Source organism: Pseudomonas sp. M1 (assembly GCF_022760135.1).
In the GTDB taxonomy this organism is placed as follows: Bacteria; Pseudomonadota; Gammaproteobacteria; order Pseudomonadales; family Pseudomonadaceae; genus Pseudomonas; species Pseudomonas citronellolis.
On the sequence record NZ_CP094343.1, the window covers coordinates 1,168,861 to 1,187,483 of the forward strand.

Annotated in this window: 19 protein-coding genes; 8 read left to right on the top strand and 11 right to left on the bottom strand. The window is 68.5% G+C overall.

Going from position 1 to position 18,623, the window contains the following annotated elements:
* Position 1: 1 nt before the first annotated feature.
* Positions 2–811, bottom strand: coding sequence for a SirB1 family protein (locus PM1_RS05245; RefSeq protein ID WP_009616062.1), 810 nt, complete (start codon positions 809–811; stop codon positions 2–4).
* A 173-nt stretch (positions 812–984) separates the two neighbouring features.
* Between PM1_RS05245 and PM1_RS05250 the strand changes: the two genes are divergently transcribed.
* The gene (locus PM1_RS05250) at positions 985–2,013 is read left to right on the top strand and encodes a Glu/Leu/Phe/Val dehydrogenase family protein (RefSeq protein ID WP_009616063.1); all 1,029 of its coding nucleotides are present in this window, start codon (positions 985–987) and stop codon (positions 2,011–2,013) included.
* A gap of 375 nt (positions 2,014–2,388) precedes the next feature.
* On the opposite strand, the gene PM1_RS05255 is transcribed toward PM1_RS05250, so the two are convergent.
* Together PM1_RS05255 and PM1_RS05260 are read right to left on the bottom strand one after the other, a co-directional pair.
* Entirely contained in the window at positions 2,389–2,646 is a 258-nt protein-coding gene (locus tag PM1_RS05255) for a YebG family protein (RefSeq protein WP_009616064.1), read from the bottom strand.
* A gap of 239 nt (positions 2,647–2,885) precedes the next feature.
* A complete protein-coding gene (locus tag PM1_RS05260) occupies positions 2,886–3,164 on the bottom strand; it encodes a DUF3509 domain-containing protein (protein WP_024128466.1) in 279 nt (92 codons plus the stop codon).
* A 168-nt stretch (positions 3,165–3,332) separates the two neighbouring features.
* Here PM1_RS05260 and PM1_RS05265 point away from each other — a divergent pair, with 168 nt between their 5' ends.
* From PM1_RS05265 to PM1_RS05280, 4 genes are all read left to right on the top strand, one after another.
* Positions 3,333–3,806: a phosphate-starvation-inducible protein PsiE gene (locus PM1_RS05265; protein WP_009616066.1), complete on the top strand. Its 474-nt coding sequence runs from the start codon at positions 3,333–3,335 to the stop codon at positions 3,804–3,806.
* Positions 3,807–3,892: 86 nt separating this feature from the next.
* Entirely contained in the window at positions 3,893–4,864 is a 972-nt protein-coding gene (locus tag PM1_RS05270) for an HlyD family secretion protein (protein WP_009616067.1), read from the top strand.
* Positions 4,846–6,018, top strand: a complete 1,173-nt coding sequence (locus PM1_RS05275) for an ABC transporter permease (RefSeq protein WP_024128467.1) — start codon at positions 4,846–4,848, stop codon at positions 6,016–6,018. The genes PM1_RS05270 and PM1_RS05275 overlap by 19 nt, the downstream gene beginning before the upstream one ends.
* A gap of 9 nt (positions 6,019–6,027) precedes the next feature.
* The gene (locus tag PM1_RS05280; protein WP_009616069.1) at positions 6,028–7,161 is read left to right on the top strand and encodes an ABC transporter permease; all 1,134 of its coding nucleotides are present in this window, start codon (positions 6,028–6,030) and stop codon (positions 7,159–7,161) included.
* A gap of 279 nt (positions 7,162–7,440) precedes the next feature.
* Here PM1_RS05280 and PM1_RS05285 read toward each other — a convergent pair whose 3' ends face one another.
* The 6 genes from PM1_RS05285 to PM1_RS05310 form a co-directional block, all read right to left on the bottom strand.
* Entirely contained in the window at positions 7,441–7,689 is a 249-nt protein-coding gene (locus tag PM1_RS05285) for a hypothetical protein (protein ID WP_009616070.1), read from the bottom strand.
* A gap of 31 nt (positions 7,690–7,720) precedes the next feature.
* Positions 7,721–8,608 carry a TIGR01459 family HAD-type hydrolase gene (locus tag PM1_RS05290; protein WP_009616071.1) on the bottom strand — a complete coding sequence of 296 codons (888 nt, stop codon included), beginning with the start codon at positions 8,606–8,608 and terminating at the stop codon, positions 7,721–7,723.
* Positions 8,609–8,670: 62 nt separating this feature from the next.
* Positions 8,671–9,342: a tyrosine-protein phosphatase gene (locus PM1_RS05295; protein WP_009616072.1), complete on the bottom strand. Its 672-nt coding sequence runs from the start codon at positions 9,340–9,342 to the stop codon at positions 8,671–8,673.
* Positions 9,343–9,439: 97 nt separating this feature from the next.
* Complete coding sequence (locus tag PM1_RS05300) at positions 9,440–9,817, bottom strand: hypothetical protein (protein WP_009616073.1); 378 nt, start codon at positions 9,815–9,817, stop codon at positions 9,440–9,442.
* A gap of 2 nt (positions 9,818–9,819) precedes the next feature.
* Complete coding sequence (locus PM1_RS05305; protein WP_009616074.1) at positions 9,820–10,650, bottom strand: SDR family oxidoreductase; 831 nt, start codon at positions 10,648–10,650, stop codon at positions 9,820–9,822.
* Between the two features lie 71 nt (positions 10,651–10,721).
* Positions 10,722–11,186: a hypothetical protein gene (locus tag PM1_RS05310; RefSeq protein ID WP_009616075.1), complete on the bottom strand. Its 465-nt coding sequence runs from the start codon at positions 11,184–11,186 to the stop codon at positions 10,722–10,724.
* Positions 11,187–11,501: 315 nt separating this feature from the next.
* Here PM1_RS05310 and codB point away from each other — a divergent pair, with 315 nt between their 5' ends.
* The 3 genes from codB to PM1_RS05325 all read left to right on the top strand — a co-directional run bounded on the left by codB (position 11,502) and on the right by PM1_RS05325 (position 15,518).
* Complete coding sequence (codB, locus tag PM1_RS05315; RefSeq protein WP_009616076.1) at positions 11,502–12,761, top strand: cytosine permease; 1,260 nt, start codon at positions 11,502–11,504, stop codon at positions 12,759–12,761.
* A 61-nt stretch (positions 12,762–12,822) separates the two neighbouring features.
* Positions 12,823–14,064: a cytosine deaminase gene (gene codA, locus PM1_RS05320; RefSeq protein ID WP_009616077.1), complete on the top strand. Its 1,242-nt coding sequence runs from the start codon at positions 12,823–12,825 to the stop codon at positions 14,062–14,064.
* A gap of 518 nt (positions 14,065–14,582) precedes the next feature.
* Positions 14,583–15,518 carry an IS110 family transposase gene (locus tag PM1_RS05325; RefSeq protein ID WP_009615021.1) on the top strand — a complete coding sequence of 312 codons (936 nt, stop codon included), beginning with the start codon at positions 14,583–14,585 and terminating at the stop codon, positions 15,516–15,518.
* 392 nt (positions 15,519–15,910) lie between these two features.
* On the opposite strand, the gene PM1_RS05330 is transcribed toward PM1_RS05325, so the two are convergent.
* Positions 15,911–17,356, bottom strand: a complete 1,446-nt coding sequence (locus PM1_RS05330) for a mannose-1-phosphate guanylyltransferase/mannose-6-phosphate isomerase (RefSeq protein WP_009616078.1) — start codon at positions 17,354–17,356, stop codon at positions 15,911–15,913.
* A gap of 586 nt (positions 17,357–17,942) precedes the next feature.
* Positions 17,943–18,590 carry an alginate O-acetyltransferase AlgF gene (gene algF, locus PM1_RS05335; protein WP_009616079.1) on the bottom strand — a complete coding sequence of 216 codons (648 nt, stop codon included), beginning with the start codon at positions 18,588–18,590 and terminating at the stop codon, positions 17,943–17,945.
* Positions 18,591–18,623 lie beyond the last annotated feature (33 nt).

Genomic DNA, 18,623 nt, shown 5'->3' on the forward strand with positions numbered 1-18,623 from the left:
TTCAGTGCAACGCCTTCTTCTGCACCGCGATCGCCTCGATGCGCTGGCCCAGGCGCAGTTGCTCGGCCGGGTCGTCGCTGAGCAGCAGGGCGCGCTCCAGGTCGTAGCGTTCGGCCTGGGGGCATTCCAGCTGGTGGTAGAGGTCGGCGCGGGCCAGGTGGTCGGCGGCGCTGGCGGCGCCCAGTTCCAGTACGCGCTGGGCGTCCTTCAGGGCCGCCAGGTGGTCGCCGGCGGCCTGGTGCAGCTGGCGCAGGTTGCGCGAAAGGCGCTGGAGCATCTCGCGCGGCTCGGCGTTGCGCAGGAAGGCGGCGCTCAGCTCCACGTTCGGGCCCAGGTGGCGGGCCAGCAGGTCGCGGCAGTCGCGGGGGTAGAGGCGGCGGCCGGTGGCGGGGTCGAGCAGGTGGTCGGCGCCGGGCACGCGCAGCAGGAAGCGCGCGGGGAAGTTCACCCCCTGCAGGGCGATGCCCTGGCGGCGCGCCAGCTCCAGGGCGATCAGCGCCAGCGACAACGGTTGCCCGCGGCGGCGCTGCAGCACCTGGGGCAGCAGGGCGGCGCGGGCCAGCAGGGGCACGTCGTCGTCCTCGGCGAAGCCCAGCTCGTTCAGCCGGCGCAGCAGCAGCTGGGCCTGCTCGATGTCGCCGGCGGCCACGGGCAGCGTCGCCTGCAGTTGCCGCTGCAGATCGTCGAGCACGCGCAGGGCCTGCTCGGGCGGCAGGTGCGGTTCGTGCTCGGCGGCTATCCACAGGGCCGCCTCGAACAGCGCTGGTGGCTCCTGGGCTAGGCAGGCGAGGCAGGCTTGGCGCGGGTCCATGGCGTTCTCCGGCTGATACTGCGTTTTACCCGCAGCGCCGGGGCGCCGTCCAGAGCCGCCGTGGCTGGTCGTCGGCGCCGCCGCTGGCCCGCGGCGCCTCTGCCTATACTGAAGGGGCCGGCCGCGGCAGGCGCCGCCGGCCGACCCTCACGCGCCAGCAAGGGAGCGCCGCCATGTTCGACATGATGGAAGCCACCCGGCTAGAGAAACTGCACCTCGCCTACGACCCGGCCACCGGGCTGCGGGCTGTCATCGCCATCCACAGCACCCGCCTGGGCCCGGCCCTGGGCGGCTGCCGCTACCTGCCTTATCCCAACGACGAGGCGGCCCTGCGCGACGCTGCGCGCCTGGCCCAGGGCATGAGCTACAAGGCCGCCCTGGCCGGCCTGCGCCAGGGCGGCGGCAAGGCGGTGATCCTGCGCGCGCCCCATGTAGATAACCGCGGCGCGTTGTTCGAGGCCTTCGGCCGCTTCATCGAAAGCCTCGGCGGGGCCTACGTCACCGCGGTGGACAGCGGCACCTCCAGCGCCGACATGGACTGCATCGCCCAGCACACCGAGCACGTCACCAGCACCACCCGCGGCGGCGATCCCTCGCCGCACACGGCATTGGGCGTATTCGCCGGCATCCGCGCCAGCGCCCAGGCGCGCCTGGGCAGCGACGACCTGGAGGACCTGCGCATCGCCGTGCAGGGGCTGGGCCACGTGGGCTACGCCCTGTGCGAACACCTGCACGCCGCCGGCGCCGAACTGCTGGTCAGCGACCTGGACCCGGGCAAGGTGCAACTGGCCGTCGACCAGTTCGGTGCCCAGCCCATCGCCAACGAGGCGCTGCTGACCACGCCCTGCGACATTCTCGCGCCCTGCGGCCTGGGCGGGGTGCTCAGCTCGCCGGTGGTGGCGCAGCTGCGTTGCGCGGTGGTGGCCGGCGCGGCGAACAACCAGTTGGCGCACCCGGACGTGGCCGACGAACTGGAAGCCCGCGGCATCCTCTATGCGCCGGACTACGTGATCAATTCCGGCGGGCTGATCTACGTCGCCCTGCAGCACCAGGGCCAGGAGCTGCCGGCGATCACCGCGCACCTGGCGCAGATCGGCAACCGCCTCACCGAGGTGTTCGCCCACGCCCAGGCCGACCACCGCTCGCCGGCGCGGGTGGCCGACATGCTTGCCGAGCGGATTCTCTACGGGCATGGGGGATGACAGGCTGCAGCGGGGGCTATTGGGTCGCGAATGGAGTTTCCCTGGGACGCTGCTGCATGAGGGAAGCGCCTTTCCCTCTCCCTAACCCTCTCCCTGAAGGGAGAGGGGACCGTTGGGCAGATGTTGATGTTTCGGCGTTAGCCGGCTAGCACAGAAATTACCGGCTGAAACCATTCCTCCTCTCGGCACGGACAAGCCCCCTCTCCCTTCAGGGAGAGGGCTGGGGAGAGGGTGCGGAGTCACCCCGAAACACCATAGCTGCCGGAAGGCGCCATTCCTCTGTAGGAGCGCACCTTGCGCGCGATTTCGCGAGTAGGGCGCGCTCTTACAGGTAGCCGGGAAGCACGGGACCTGTCCCGCAGAGCCCCCCGGTGCTTATTCCCCTTCCGCAAACAACTCGCCGAGGGCGTCGGGCTGGTTCTTGAAGGCGCGGGCGAAGGTGTCGCGGTGGCGGGCCATGAAGATGCCCACTTCCTCCACCTGCTCCTCGTTCAGCGAGGGCACCGCCTTGTGCAGGACGGCGGCGAGGTTCTCCGCCAGTTCGAGCATCTTGTCGTGCCGGTCGGCTTCTGCCTTATCCATGAACAGGCGCTCCGGATCGCGGCTGCTGCGGTACACCACTTCGACGGCCATTCATCACCTCGTATGCCTTCTTGCTGTCTGGGGGAGTAAATACTGTTTATTTATACAGTTAAGCATAAGGCAATCGCCCGGCCCCTGGGAAGAGGGAAATCGCAGAAGGCCAGTATGGCCGGCGAACCGCTTCGGGGCACGCGGGGCCATGGCAGGGCATGCGACAAGTTGGCGCGGGGCTGGTGGATGGCGCGCGGCGGCGGCGCCCGGCATGCTGGCCGGGCGCGCGGGGGGAAGGCTCAGGAGGCGATGCGCAGGGCGCGGCCGGCGGTCATGTCCGCCAGCAGGCGCGGGGCGCTGTCGCCCTGCTCGATGGCGATGCCGAAGCGGATGCTCTGGATCAGGCGTTGCAGCTGTTCGGCGTCCTGCAGTTGGGCGTTGCGGATGAGCCGCTTGGCCGCCACGCCGGCTTCGGTGGAAAGCGTCAGCACGATGCTGCCGTCCGGCCGTTCGAGGCTGAAATTGACCCGGAACTGGGCCTGGAATGCATCGGTGAGTACCTGGAAGGGGCTTTCCATCTTCGATCCTGCCTGCGTGGTGGCGTGACCCTTCATGGACTGGAAGGCGTCAGCAAAGTTCGCATTCATATTGCCGCAGCCTCGGCAGGCTATTGCTGCCCAGGGTCAATGGCGTGTGTCTTGCACGTACCAAGCCAACAATCGCTTTATCGAACCGGGAGTCGACGGATGAAACTGCAATGGGCCGAACGCATGCGCCAGCAGATGCACGGAATGGCCGAGTCGCTGGGCAACCTGCTGGTGGAAGGGTTCCACTACCTGGCGCTGTTCGCCATCGGCGGCACCGTGTTCTGGTCGGCGGCGGTGGCCTTCGTCGAGATGTTCGAGAAGGGCCACGCGAGCATCGACGACATCCTGCTGCTGTTCATCTACCTCGAACTGGGCGCCATGGTCGGCATCTACTTCAAGACCAACCACATGCCGGTGCGCTTCCTGATCTACGTGGCGATGACCGCGCTGACGCGCCTGATGATCGCCGACATCCAGCACAACCACGTGCCCGACGACGGCATCATCCTGGTCTCGGTGGCCCTGTTGCTGCTGGCCCTGGCCATCCTGGTGGTGCGCTACGCCTCCTCGCGCTTCCCCTCGGCGCCGTCGGGCAAGGGCGAGCAGGCGCTGCTGCAGGACGACGAGCGCTGACGGCGCTTCGAGCAGCAATGGCCCCCTTGGTGGCCGCGATGCACTAACATCGGAATAATTCGCGCCGCCGAGGGAAGACCCGCACGATGAAGGGCTGGAAGCTGTTCGCACCCCTGCTGCTCCTGATAATCATCTCCATCACCCTGTACCTGCGTCTGCACACCCAGCCCTTGCTGCTGCAAGGCGAGGCGGACGCCACCGAAGTCATAGTCGCCTCCAAGGCCAAGGGCCGCGTCGAGACGCTGCATGTGCGGCGTGGCGACGACGTGCAGAAGGGCCAACTGTTGATAAGCCTGAGCAGCCCGGAGCTGCAGGCCCAGCTGGATTCCCTGCGCGCCGGGCGCAGCCAGGCCCAGGCGCAGCTCGACGAATCCCTGCACGGCACCCGCGAGGAAACCCTGCGCGCCCTCCAGGCCAGCCTGCAGCAGGCCCAGGCCGAGCTGCGCAACGCCGAGCTGGACTTCCAGCGCAACGAGGAACTGGCCGGCCGCGGCTTCGTCTCCCAGGCCCAGCTCGACACCACCCGGCGCGCCCGCGACGTGGCGCGCAACCAGGTGGCCGAGGCCCAGGCCAACCTCGACCAGGGCCAGCGCGGCGACCGCGAGGAAGTGCGCCAGGCGCTGCAGGCCGCGGTGCGCCGCGCCGACGCGCAGATCGCCGAGTTGCAGGCACAGACCGACGACCTGGCCGTGCTCGCCCCGGTGGACGGCGAGGTCGGGCCGATCCCGGCGGAGGAGGGCGAGCTGATCAACGCCTACAGCCCGCTGCTGACCCTGGTGCGGCTGTCCGACAGCTACCTGGTGTTCAACCTGCGCGAGGACATCCTTGCCAAGGTGCGCAAGGGCGACAAGGTGAAGCTGCGCATCCCGGCGCTGGGAGACGCCGAGGTGGAGGCCGAGGTGCGCTACATCGCCCCGCTGGGCGACTTCGCCACCAAGCGCGCCACCCGCGCCACCGGCGACTTCGACCTGAAGACCTTCGAGGTCCGCCTGTACCCGCTGCAAGCGGTGCCGGGCCTGCGTCCGGGGATGAGCGCGCTGTGGCAATGGCAGCAATAAGGCGCAACCTGCTGCGCTTCGCCCAGGCGTTCAACACCGAGACGCGCATCGCGGTGCGCAGCTGGACCATCCACTGGCTCGGCTGGCTATGGCCGCTGCTGCTGTTCACCCTGATCAGCGGCATCTACCAGGCCGGCACCCTGCTGGACATGCCGGTGGCCGTGGTCGACGCCGACCACAGCCACCTGTCGCGGCGCGTGGTGCGCGAGCTGGACGCCGGTTCCCACGCCCAGGTCGAGGTGCTCGGCGGCGGCCTGCAGGAAGGCCTGCGGCGCCTGCGCGCGGCCGACGACTACGCGCTGCTGTACATCCCCCGCGACTTCGAGGCCGACGCCCTGGCCGGGCGCCAGCCGCGCGCGGTGCTCTACTACAACTCGCTGTTCTATTCCGCCGGCTTCTATTCCACCCAGGACTTCAGCGGCCTGGTCGCCGGCGTCAACCAGGACCTGCGCCCCTACCTGGCCGCCGGCGCGGGCGCCCCGCTGCCGAAGCTGGCGAGCATCAGCGTGGCCTACGAGAGCCTGTTCAACGCCAGCGGCAACTACATCTACTACCAGCAGTTCGCTGCCATCGTGCACCTGCTGCAGTTGTTCGTGATAGTCGCCACCGTCCACGTGCTGGCCCGCGAGGCCCCGGAGCTGCGCGCCTCCTCGCCGCACATCCTGCGCGCCCGGGCGCTGGGCGTGCGCCTGCTGGGCAAGCTGGCGCCCTACACCCTACTGTTCAGCGCGCTGCTGATGCTGGAGCTGTTCCTGCTGGTGACGCTCAACGGCGCGAAGATCAACGGCAGCCCGCTGTGGATGCTGGCGATCACCGTGTGCTACGTGATGGCCGCGCAGAGCGTCGGCCTGGTGCTGTTCATCTTCACCGCCAACCGCTTCAGCGCCTACTCGCTGATCGGCCTGCTGATCGGCGTGGCGCAGACCTATTCCGGGGTGCTGCTGCCGGACCTGGCGATGCCCGAGATCGCCCGCTTCATCAGCCTGGCCGAGCCGCTGACGCACACCCTGCACGGCCTGTTCGACCAGTTCCTGCGCCAGGCCCCGCCGGAATCCGGGCTGTACGCCTGCTGCCGGCTGCTGGTCTACCCGCTGCTGGCCTACATGATCGCCAAGCTGCGCCTGCGCCGGCGCCTCGATTTGAGCCCGGCCTGAGGAGGCGCCATGGGGAACTTCTGGAGCGTCCTCAGGCAGACCCTGAAGAACATGCTGGGCAAACCGCTGTGGCTGCTGACCGTGCTGTCGGTGGCGCTGACCACCTTGCCCTACGCCCACCGCACCATGGACGACCTGCCGGTGGCGGTGATCGACATGGACCACAGCGCCGCCTCCCGCGAGCTGATCCGCCTGCTCGACGCCGCGCCCAAGATCGCCGTGCGCAGCTACAGCGAGCTGCCCACGGCGCAGCACGACCTGGCCTGGCGCCGGCTGTTCGGCATCGTCATCCTCCCGGTGGACTTCGAAAAGCGCGTGCTGCGCGGCGAGGCGGTGAGCGTGCCGATCTTCGGCGACGCCACCAACCGCATGGCCAACGGGCAGATCCAGCAGGACATCAGCGCCACCTACAACGAGCTGACGCTGCGCTACAACGCCCACCTGCTGCTGCACAACGGCTTCAGCGCGAGCCAGGCCGAGGTGCTGCTGAGCCCGGTGGTGGGCCAGCTGACCGACCTGTTCAACCCCGGCACCAGCTTCGCCGCCATCGTCCTGCCGGGGCTGGTGACGCTGATCCTGCAGCACAGCCTGCTGCTGTCCTGCACGCGGGTGAACCTCAACCTGCGCGGCGGCACCCCGCGCTCGCTGCGCCAGCCGCCGTCCACGCGCTTCGGCCGCTACGCCGCGCAGTTGCTGATCTGGACGGTGCTGGCCATGCTCTTCTACGTGATCTGGCCGTGGATCATGGGCTACCGGCAGACCGCCTCGTTCTTCATGCTCATGGGCCTGGTGCTGCCCTTCCTGCTGGCGGTGATCGCCCTGAGCGAATTCCTCGCCGAGCTGCTGCCCTCGGAAGAGGCGGTGTACCTGACCATGACCTTCATCACCCTGCCGCTGTTCTACATGGCCGGCTTCACCTGGCCGCCCCAGGCCATGCCGCAGTGGGTGCAGTGGCTGGCCAACGGCATCCCCTCCACCTGGGCGATCCGCGCAGTGGTGGAGATGAACCAGATGAACCTGCCGCTCTCGGCGGTTTCCGACCGCATCCTGGTGCTGCTCGGCATGGCCGCCGCCTACGGCCTGCTGGGCACGCTGATCTACCAGTTCCGCAACTGGCGCTGGGACCAGCTCAAGGGTTGGTGAGCCCCGAAGCGCTCTTGCTCGCTCCTACGAGAAGCCGTGCCTGCCCGCGGGAGCGGATCTCGCTGTGGCCATGGCGATGGGTATCGCTTCGCTCGACCCATCCTACGGGGCTCCGATCCTGACCGTGGAGCCGGGCATGGGCTTGGGTGTATCGGCGGATAACCGCGAACGGTTATTCGCCCTACGCCATGGCTGGGTGTTGCGTAGGGCGCATAACGCCTACGGCGTTATCCGCCGTTTGACCTTGGCCCCCGGCCGCTGCGGATTCGAACCCGGAGCTCAGGCATCGCGCCCCTTGCGCCGGTTCTTGTAGCTGCCGCGAATATTCATCGCCGCCAGGCACAGTTGCAGCAGCACCAGGGCGTAGGCCTTGGCCGGCAGGCCCCAGGCTATCCACAGGGCGTTGCTGGCCAGGAAGGTCCAGAAGCCGAGCTTGCGCCGCCGGCGCTCGCGGGAGCCGACCAGCCAGGCGGCCAGTACCGTGACCAGCATCGCCGGCCATTGCAGCAGGTCGAGGAGTTCGTGCATGGGGCGGTTTCCCGCGGCTGTCGTCCTGACTTCAGACCAACCCGGGCGCCGCGAAGTGCGGTCGGACTGCGTAGCCGTCGAGGAGCGCCTGCACCTTGTCGGCGTCCAGCTCGCCGTTGAAGGGCACGCCCAGGGCCTGGCGGTGGATGCCGGTGGCGGCCAGCCAGAGGGTGTCGATGCGCGCGGCCAGGGCGCCGGGCACGTCGGTCACCAGGGAGTCGCCGACGAACAGGATGTTCTGTGCCCCGCGCGCCTGCAGCTGCCGTTCGGCGATGCGGAAGGCCGCCGGGTCCGGCTTGCCGAACCAGCGCACCTGGCCGCCTTCCTCGGCGAAGGCTTCGGCCAGGCGGCCGGCGCCGAACACCGTGCGCCCGGCGGAGACCACCACGCGGTCCGGGTTGGCGCAGAGGAAGGGCAGCTCCAGGGCCTGGCGCAGCGGTTCGAAGCGCGCCTCCAGCTCGTCCTGGGGGAAGCTGCCGACGCCGAGGATCAGCGTGGCCTTGTGGATATCCGTGCCGAAGCGCTCGCGGATGTGCGCCGGCCAGGTGCCCAGGGCGTCGGCCACGCCGGCGATGCAGATGCCGCCGCGCTGCAGCTGGGCGTCGTGCTCGATGGCGTCGATGGTCAGTTGCCCGGAGGTGGTGATGCCCGCGTACAGCTCCCGCGGCACGCCCAGGCTTTCCAGGGTGTCGGCCATTTCCACGACGCTGCGCGAGGCGTTGCTGAGGAACCATACCGGGCGGCCCTCGGCGGCGCGGCGGCGGAGCCAGGCGAGGGCGCCGGGGAACGCCTCGGCGCCGTCGATCAGCACGCCCCAGAGGTCGAGGAGGAAGCCGTCGTAGCCGGCGCAGAAGTCATCCAGGCCGGCGTGGTCGATGAGACGGGTGTGGGTGACGGCGCTGAAGCGTGGGGAGGTCATGGCAAGCCTGTCGCGGGGAAAAGCCCCAGCCTAGCGCACCGCGGGCAGGCAGGTGAATGCTTTCAGCTGGCCGGGCGGGCCTGGGCGACGCTCTCCGGCGCCGGGGCCACCGGCACCTCCACCAGACCGCGCAGGTGGCACAGGCTGAACGGGCTGGGGCTGCAGCGGCCCTCGGCCATGGCCTGGCGGATGGCGTCGACGTCGGCGTTCTGCACATAGTGGATGGCGTCGGCCATGTCGTCGGCGCTGCCGAAGCCGCCCTCGCGCATTTCCTTGAGCGCGTCTTCCTTGCTCCAGCCCTGGACCACCGTGCGGTACATGGCGGAGAACAGCCCGGTGCGGTCGCTGCCGTGCTTGCAGTGCATCAGCACCGGGCCCTGCTGCTGGGCGGCCTGCAGCAGGTTGAGCACGCGGATGACGTCGGCGTCGTCGACGCGGTCGGCGTGGGTCGGGAAGCTGAGGATCTGCAGCGGTGCGGCGCCGGTCCAGGCCTTGTCGTCGTCCTTGATGAAGCTCAGCACCGTGTGTACGCCGAGCTGCTGCAGCAGCGGCAGGTCCTGGCCGTCGGGCAGGGCGCTGCGGTAGAGGCTGGGCGACATGCGGTAGAGGTTGAACGACTTGTCCACCGGCTGCGCCCAGTCGGCGGGGCGCTCGTCGGCATGGGCCGCTGCTGTGACCAGGGCGAAGGCGAGCAGACAATGGCGCAGGACGGAAAAGGGCAGGGCGGGGCGCATGGGGGCCTCCTGGCTGGCGGAGCGCAGACAGTAGGCGGCGGGCGATAAAGCCCGGATGAAAAGATTGTGAAAAAAGCGTGAAGACGCCCCGCGGCGATCAGCGGGGCAGGAAGCGCGCCTGCACCGGCGGGCGGAAGAACCACCAGGCGGCCAGCGGGTAGACCAGGTAGTTCACCAGGTACAGCAGCAGCGCGGCGTGGCTCGGCGGGTTGCGCCAGGCGGCCAGGGCCACCAGCGCCAGGTACAGCAGGGCCAGGCCGGCGGCGTAGAAGCCGAGCAGGCGCCAGCGCTCGCCGACGCTGGGCAGGCGCCCCACGCGGCGGGCGAAGAAGAACGCCATGCCGGCGCCGATGGCCAGCGCCACCAGCAGGTTCACCGGCACCAGGCCGTAGCGCAGCAGAGTGCGCAGCAGCACGTTGAGGACCATGGCGACGAGGATGCCGGCGAGGGCGTAGTAGCGGGTGCGGATGGGCATGGCTAGAGGCTCCCGTCCAGGCCGAAGCGTTTCTTCAGGGCCTTGTCCAGCAGGCCGCTGGGCAGCCAGCGCGCCAGCAGCGGCAAGGCGCGGCTGCCGTGGCCGACGCGCAGCAGGCGCGGGCGTGGCTGGCGCTGCACGGCGGCGAGCAGTTGCCGGGCCAGTTCGGCGGCCGGGGTGGGTTTGTCCTGGGAGGCGCCGGCGCGGGCGCGGATGAACTCGCGCAGCGGCCACCAGGGCGAGCGGTCGTCCACCAGCGCCTGCCAGGTGCGCCCGGCGTTGGCACCGAAGCTGGAGGCGATGGCGCCGGGCTGCACTTCCAGCACCCCGATGCCGAAGGGCGCCAGCTCCAGGCGCAGCGCCTCGTTGAGCGCGTGCAGCGCGGCCTTGGAGGCGCAGTAGGCGCCGGCGAAGGGGGTGACCAGCACGCCGGAGACGCTGCCGATGTTCACCACCAGCCCACGGCGTTCGCGCAGCAGCCCGAAGCAGGCGCGGGTCAGCTCGACCACGGCGAAGACGTTGGTCTCGAACTGCCGGCGCAGGGCTTCGGCGCCGCCGTCCAGCAGCGGGCCCATGGCGCCGTAGCCGGCGTTGTTGACCAGCACGTCCAGGCCGCCGGCCTCGCGCTGCAGCTGCTCGGCCAGGCGGGCGATGGCGGCGCCGTCGTCCACGTCCAGTCGCACGCCGCGGAAACCGGCCTGGCCCAGGGCGGCCACGTCTTCGTCGCGCCGGGCGCTGGCCCAGACGCTGTAGCCGGCGCCCTGGAAGGCCTCGGCCAGGGCGCGGCCGATGCCGCTGGAGCAGCCGGTGATGAGGGCGACGGGTTGGGGCATGGCGGCTTTCCTTGGCGTGGGCGCGTGGGTGTTCGGCGCCTACCCTAGCCGATTGCGCCGCGCGGGTGAACTCAGTCGCCGAAGCGCCCTTCGATGCGCTCGGCGCGGAACTCCAGGGTGCTGGCGCGGTAGCCCGGGCGCAGCGCCGGCAGCGGCAGGCAGTCGCTCCAGGCATCGCCGCCGAGCAGCGCGCCTGGGCCGCGGTAGCGCGGCGCTTCGTAGAGGTTCTCGGCGAGGTCGGTAGTGTCGCCGGGGCGGTAGGCGGCGACCTTCCAGCGCAGTTCCAGCAGCGGCGCGTCGCTGCCGTTCTTCAGGTCGACGCGCAGCGGGCGGTCGGCCGGGCACAGCGTCGGCGCATAGCGGATGCGCAGTTCCAGGCGCTCCAGGCGGCGCTGGTCGAGGCTGTCCTGCCAGATCGCCAGGGCCACCACCAGGCCCAGGCCGACCAGGGCCGCGGCCGAGATCGGCAGGGCGCGGGCGGGGTAGCGCAGCAGGAGGATGATCCAGGTGACGATGAGGAGGATGCCGAAGAACATGGATGCGTCCGGGATGGGCCTGGGGCAGCAGCCTAGCAAATCCGTCGCTTCTGGAACGACTTCGACGGATGGCCACGACCTGGGTCAAGATTGTGCGCGAATCTGGTGCGTCGGACGCTGCGCTGCATTTGCGGAATCCGCATAATGCACATTTGAGCAGGCACGCGGCGGCATATTTCCCTCGGGAAGTGTGCATTCTGAACATTCATCGATGTTCGTCATGCTCAAAGGTTTCCGCGTTGTTACCCGTCGGCTTTTCCGGCCCGCTCCTTGCTCCAGGCCGACAGACATCCAACCCACCTCGCGGAGACATCCATGAGTTCCCCCAGTGAATTCCCCCTGAGCGCCACGCCCAGGGAAGGGCGCAAAGGGCTGCTGCCCATCGCCATGGTCCTGTTCAGCTTCACCTTCTTCACCGGCACCATGTTCGCCGGCGGCAAGATCGGCATGGCCTTCGACTTCGTCGACATGCTCTGGGTCGCCGTCGTCGGCAACACGCTGCTGGCCGTCTACGCCGCCGCCCTGGGCCTGATCGCCTCGCGCAGCGGGCTGAACACCGTGCTCATGGGGCGCTTCTGCTTCGGCGAGCGCGGCAGCAAGCTGTCGGACTTCCTCCTCGGTTTCGCCGAACTGGGCTGGTACGCCTGGGGCACCGCCACCGTGGCCATCGTGCTGGTGAAGATGCTGGCCCTGCCGGGCTGGCTGACCATCCCGCTGATGGTGCTGTTCGGCCTGGGCTTCAGCATCACCGCGATCATCGGCTTCAAGGGCCTGGACCTGCTGTCGCGGGTGTCGGTGCCGCTGATGTTCGTGCTGCTGGTGGCCTCCATGGTCATCGCCACCCGCCAGGCCGGCGGCTGGGCCGGGCTGCTGGCGGTGCAGCCGAGCACCGGCATGACCTTCTCGGCCGCCGTGACCATGGTCTTCGGCACCTTCGCCAGCGGCGCCACCCAGGCCACCAACTGGACGCGCATGGCGCGCAGCGGGCGCATCGCCGTGGCCGCCAGCGTCATCAGCTTCCTCGTCGGCAACGGCCTGATGATCGTCGCCGGGGCCTGGTGCGCCATCGTCTACCAGAACGCCGACATCGTCGAAGTCATGGTGCTGCAGGGCTTGTCGTTCGCCGCGGTGATCATGCTCTGCCTGAACCTCTGGACCATCCAGGGCCCGACCATCTACAACGTCTCCGCCGCCGCCTGCCACCTGGTGCGCAGCGAGCGCCGACGCAGCATGACGCTGCTCGCCGCGGGCGTGGGCATCGTCCTGGCCATCGGCGGCATGTACGAGTGGCTGATTCCCTTCCTGGTGCTGCTGGGCTCGATCATTCCGCCGCTGGGCGGGGTGATCATGGCCGACTTCTGGCACCGCCACCGCGGCAACTACCCGGCGCTGGTCGGCCCGCACATCCCGGCGTTCAACGTCGCCGGGCTGCTGTCCTACGCCGTGGGCGCGGCGCTGGCCTATGCCTCGCCGTGGATAGCCCCGCTGGTGGGCATCGGCGCCTCGGCGGCCTGCTACATCGTGCTCGGCGAGATCGCCCGCGCCCGCGCCGGCGTGGCGGAGCCGCGCGCCTGAACCCATTCATGGCGCTGCGCATTCGGCATCCGCGCAGCGCCCAGCCTGAGGAGCCAACCCAATGAAGATCGTCAACGCCAAGCTGCGCAAGCAAACCGGCCTGTTCACCATCCGCTGCGCGGGCGAGACCATCGCCGAGGTGCTGCCCCAGGCGGCCAGCGTCGCCGCCACCGGCGATGACCTCGACGCCGCCGGGCAACTGGTGATCGCGCCGCTGGTGGAGCCGCATATCCACCTCGACGCCACCCTCACCGCCGGCGAGCCGCAATGGAACATGAGCGGCACCCTGTTCGAGGGCATCGAGCGCTGGGCGCAGCGCAAGGAAACCATCACGCACGAAGACACCAAGGCCCGCGCCCACACCACCATCCGCATGCTGGCCGCCCACGGCATCCAGCACGTGCGCACCCACGTGGACGTCACCGATCCCACGCTGGCCGCGCTCAAGGCGATGCTGGAAGTGAAGGAGGAGGCGAAGCACCTGGTGGACCTGCAGATCGTCGCCTTCCCGCAGGAGGGCATCGAGTCCTACGAGGGCGGCCGCGGGCTGATGGAAGAGGCGATCCGCCTGGGCGCGGACGTGGTCGGCGGCATCCCGCATTTCGAGAACACCCGCGAGCAGGGCGTCAGTTCGATCAAGTTCCTCATGGACCTGGCCGAGCGCACTGGCTGCCTGGTGGACGTGCACTGCGACGAGACCGACGATCCCAATTCGCGCTTCCTCGAAGTGCTGGCCGAAGAGGCGCGGGTGCGTGGCATGGGGGCGCGCGTCACTGCCAGCCATACCACGGCCATGGGTTCCTACGACAACGCCTATTGCTCGAAGCTGTTCCGCCTGCTCAAGCGTTCGGGCATCAGCTTCGTCTCCTGCCCGACCGAGAGCATCCACCTGCAGGGCCGCTTCGACAGCTTCCCGAAACGCCGCGGCGTGACCCGCGTGGCGGAGATCGACCGCGCCGGGATGAACGTGTGCTTCGGCCAGGATTCGATCAAGGACCCGTGGTACCCGCTGGGCAACGGCAACATCCTGCGCGTGCTCGACGCCGGCCTGCACATCTGCCACATGATGGGCTTCGAGGACCTGCAGCGCAGCCTCGACCTGGTCACCGACAACAGCGCCCGCGCGCTGAACCTGGGCGAGCGCTACGGCATCGCCGCCGGCCGCCCGGCCAACCTGCTGGTGCTGGGCGTGGACAGCGACTACGAGGCGGTGCGCCAGCAGACCAAGGCGCTGTATTCCATCCGCCACGGCCGTGTACTGATGCGCCGCGCGCCGGAGAGCGTGGAACTGCTCGAAGGCTGATACCTGTAGGCGCGGGCCCTGCCCGCGATTCGCGCGCAGGGCGCGCTCCTACATGGGAATGGCGCGGGTGGGGTTGCGTAGGAGCGGATCTCATCCGCGAATCGTGCCGGTATGTCCGGTTATCGCGGACAAGGTCCGCTCCTACAGGGGAGGAGGAATACCGTGCTCCCCGGCAACCTGTAGGAGCGGGCCCTGCCCGCGATTTCGCGCGCAGGGCGCGCTCCTACAGGGGAATGGCGCGGGTGGGGCGGCGTAGGAGCGGATCTTATCCGCGAATCGCGCCGGTATGTCCGGCTATCGCGGACAAGGTCCGCTTGTGTCAGCGACTTTCGATAGGATCGAAGGTGAGAGCGACGGGAGGCAAGCTGCAGGTCCGCGGTGTTGCGAGCACGAGTAGGAGCCCAAGCTGCCTCCCGCCGTCCTCTGACTCAAGCCCGAACAGTTGAACGAGCTAAACCTCGAACCACAAGCGTGGGCAGTCAGAGTGCTCTCGCCGTGCAGTTTACGAGGGTTTGGTCATGACGTGTTGGGTCGGTATCGATGTCGCCAAGGATTCGCTGGCCGTATGGCTGCGTCCACAAGGCAAGAGCTTCAGCGTTTCCAATGACGAGCAGGGCCACCAGCAGTTGCTGGCGCTGTTCGCCGAGGAAAAGCCCGAACGTATCGTGCTGGAGGCGACCGGCGGTTATGAGTGCGGAGTGATGTTCAGCCTGTCTCGTGCCGGTCATAGGGTTTCACGGCTTAACCCCACACGGGTGCGAGCCTTTGCCACGGCCATGGGCAAGCTGGCCAAGACCGATCCCATCGATGCAGCCGTCCTGGCGCATCTGGCGCAGACGCTGGAGGAAGCGCCCAGCACGGTGCCTTCGCCAGAGCGCGAGCGGCTACGGGAATTGGTGCAACGCCGAGAGCAACTGGTCAGCCAGCGCGATGATGAACGTCGTCGTTTGCATCAAGCCCGGGACTCCTTCGTCCGCCAATGCCTGGAAGGCGCCATCAAGGCGCTTAAAGAAACGATCCGCGGCTATGACAAGGAAATTGCCAAAGCGATGAACGTCGTGGACGCAGAACAGGCCCAGCAATTATGCCAAGTCAAAGGCGTGGGGCCGGTCACCGCGGCTGGGCTGCTGGCCTATCTGCCGGAGCTGGGACAACTGAACCGCCGCCAGATCGCCGCCCTGGTGGGCCTGGCCCCGTACAACAGCGACAGCGGGCAGAAGTCGGGACAGCGCCGAATCCGGGGAGGACGAGGAATGATCCGGCGCATCCTGTACATGACGACCTTGTCGATTATTCGCTATCAGGAAGACTTCGCCCGCCGCTACCAAGGCCTGCGCGAGAACGGTCGATGCGCCAAGGTTGCCCTGGTGGCCTGCATGCGTGTGCTCATCGTGCGGTTGAACGCCATGGTCAGGGACGGTACCTGCTGGAGAACAGGTACCGTGCAGCAGTGAAAGACAGTTGCTCCTACGACCGTGCCTCCCGGGAACCGTTGGCGTTATACCCTCCGGGGGGCACGGTCGTAGGAGCGGGCCCTGCCCGCGATTCGCGCGCAGGGCGCGCTCCTACATGGGAATGGCGCGGGTGGGGCGGCGTAGGAGGATCTTATCCGCGAATCGCGCCGGTATGTCCGGTTATCGCGGACAAGGTCCTACGACCGTGCTCCCCGGGAACCGTTGGCGTTATGCGCTCCCCGGCGTGGTCGGCAAGGCAGGCTCGTAGGATGGGTTGAGCGAAGCGATACCCATCGCCGCCCCACCCACGCCATTCCCCGCGCACAAAGAAAAACCCCCAGGCACAAGGCCTGGGGGCGATTGGCATCGATGGGGGAGACGCCGTCCTTCAACTAGCGAGCGGCTACCTGCGCGCGGATGCCGCTCTCTTCGGTTCGACCGTAGACGTCTTCCAGACGTTCGATGTCGTCTTCGCCCAGGTAGCTGCCGGACTGCACTTCGATGATCTCCAGCGGGATCTTGCCGGGGTTGGCCAGGCGGTGCACCGAGGCGATGGGGATGTAGGTGGACTGGTTCTCGGTGAGCAGGAACACCTTGTCGTCGCAGGTCACCTGGGCGGTGCCGCTGACCACGATCCAGTGCTCGGCGCGGTGGTGGTGCATCTGCAGCGAGAGCTGCGCGCCGGGCTTGACGGTGATGTGCTTGACCTGGAAGCGGCCGCCCATGTCCACCGAGTCGTAGCTGCCCCAGGGGCGGTACACGGCGCAGTGGTTCTGGGTTTCGCTGCGGCCGGCGGCGTCCAGTTCGTTGACCACCTTCTTCACGTCCTGCACGCGGTCGCGGTGGGCGATCATCATGGCGTCCTTGGTTTCCACCACGACGATGTCGTCCAGGCCGACCACCGAGACCAGCTTGCCGTTGCCGTGCACCAGGCAGTTGCGGCTGTCGTGCACCAGCACGTCGCCCTTGGTGACGTTGCCGTTGGCGTCCTTGTCGTGCACTTCCCAGATCGACGACCAGCTGCCGACGTCGTTCCAGCCGGCGGCCAGGGGCACCACGCAGGCGCGCTGGGTCTTTTCCATCACCGCGTAGTCGATGGAGTTGTCCGGGCAGCACTCGAAGGTGGCCGGGTCGATGTTGACCACCTCGCCCTCGTGCTGGCTGCGCTCCAGGGCCAGCAGGCAGGTGTCGTAGATGTCGGCGTCGTGGCGCTTGAGTTCTTCCAGGAAGCGGCTGGCGCGGAACAGGAACATGCCGCTGTTCCAGTAGTGCCCGCCTTCCTCGACGAACTGGCGGGCGCGGGCCTCGTCGGGTTTCTCGATGAAGCGCTCGACCCGCGCGACGCCGCCGGGCAGCTTGTCGTCGGCGTTGGCGCGGATGTAGCCGTAGCCGGTTTCCGGGCGGCTGGCGGGCACGCCGAAGAGCACCATCTCGCCCTTCTCGGCGGCCACGGTGGCCAGGGCCAGGGCGCGCTGGAAGGCGCGCGGGTCTTCCAGCACGTGGTCGGCCGGCAGCACCAGCAGCAGTTCGTCGCGGCCCTCGGCGACCAGCTTCATGGCGGCGATGGCCACGGCCGGGGCGGTGTTGCGGCCGAAGGGTTCGAGCAGGATGCCCTGGGTCTTGAGTTTCAGTTGTTCGAGCTGTTCCTGGAGGATGAAGCGGTGTTCCTTGTTGCTCACCACCAGCGGCGGCTCCATGCCTTCGAAGGCCAGACGCTCGAGGGTCTGCTGGAACAGCGTGTGCTCGCCGGCCAGGGCCAGGAACTGCTTGGGATACAGCTTGCGGGAAAGGGGCCAGAGTCGCGAGCCGCTACCACCGGAAAGAATGACGGGAATCATGTGGGGTTTCTCCTTAAAGCGTTCATGCGTTCTGTGGGGCGCCGGGCGCCGTTACCGTTTCGGGTGACCTCTCCGTGCGGGCCGTCTTGGCAGCTCGCTGGTTTTTTTCTGCCGGTGTGGCCGGTCTTTTTGTGGTGTTCGTTTTGGTGATTGGGTGTGGGGGGTAAGAGCCCCTCTCCCCAGCCCTCTCCCTGAAGGGAGAGGGGGCTATCCGTGCAATCGGCGAGGACTGTGCCAACCGGCTGCTCCTTCACTGCCGGCGAGCGCCAGGGTTGCGCCTGATGCCGAACGGCCCCCTCTCCCTGAAGGGAGAGGGGGCTATCCGTGCAATCGGCGAGGACTGTGCCAACCGGCTGCTCCTTCACTGCCGGCGAGCGCCAGGGTTGCGCCTGATGCCGAACGGCCCCCTCTCCCTGAAGGGAGAGGGGGCTATCCGTGCGATCGGCGAGGACTGTGCCAACCGGCCGCTCCTTCACTGCCGGCGAGCGCCAGGGTTGCGCTTGATGCCGAACGGTCCCCTCTCCCTTCAGGGAGAGGGTTAGGGAGAGGGGGCGGACTTCACGTCGGCACGTCATCGCCATCTAACTCAGTCGGCCTTCACCGGCCGCTTGACCCACACCGGCGACAGCTTGCCGCCCTCGCCGGTGACGTACAGGCACACCACCTCGCCGCGTTCCAGGGTGACGGGCTTCAGGTCGCTGACCTTCTTGCCGCCCTCGAACAGCGCCAGGTTCACCTTCACCGGGTTGATCTCGCGGTCGCCGTGGCTTTGCGGGGCGACGTTGCCGACCACTTCGGTCTTGCCGTCGGCGGTCTTCAGGGTCAGCGCCTGGCCGCTGAGGTTCTGCACCCGCACCAGGGCCTTCTGCTTGTTCTTGAAGGGCGGCTCGGGCACCAGCCTGGGCTGGCCGCCGGGCTGGCTGACCAGGGTGTAGTAGGCGTCCGGGTCGAGTTTCACCGGCAGGCTCTGGCTGCCGACCTTGGCGGTGTAGTTGCCCGGCGGGAGGAACTTGAAGTCGCTGGAGCCCAGGGGCGATACGTCGTTGAGCTGGGCGTTGCCGACGCTCACCGAGAGTTCGCTGTTGCCGGCGTTGTAGGCCCGCACGAAGGCCGAACCCTTGGGCGCCTGCGGGCCGTAGAGCGCGGCTTCGCCGGCGTGGGCGCCGAAGGCGGCCAGGCCCAGGGCCAGTGCCAGGGCGGGGGATTTCCAGCCGAGGGTCTTGGAACGAGTCATGGGGTGTACCTCCGTCTTCACTTTTTCATGGGG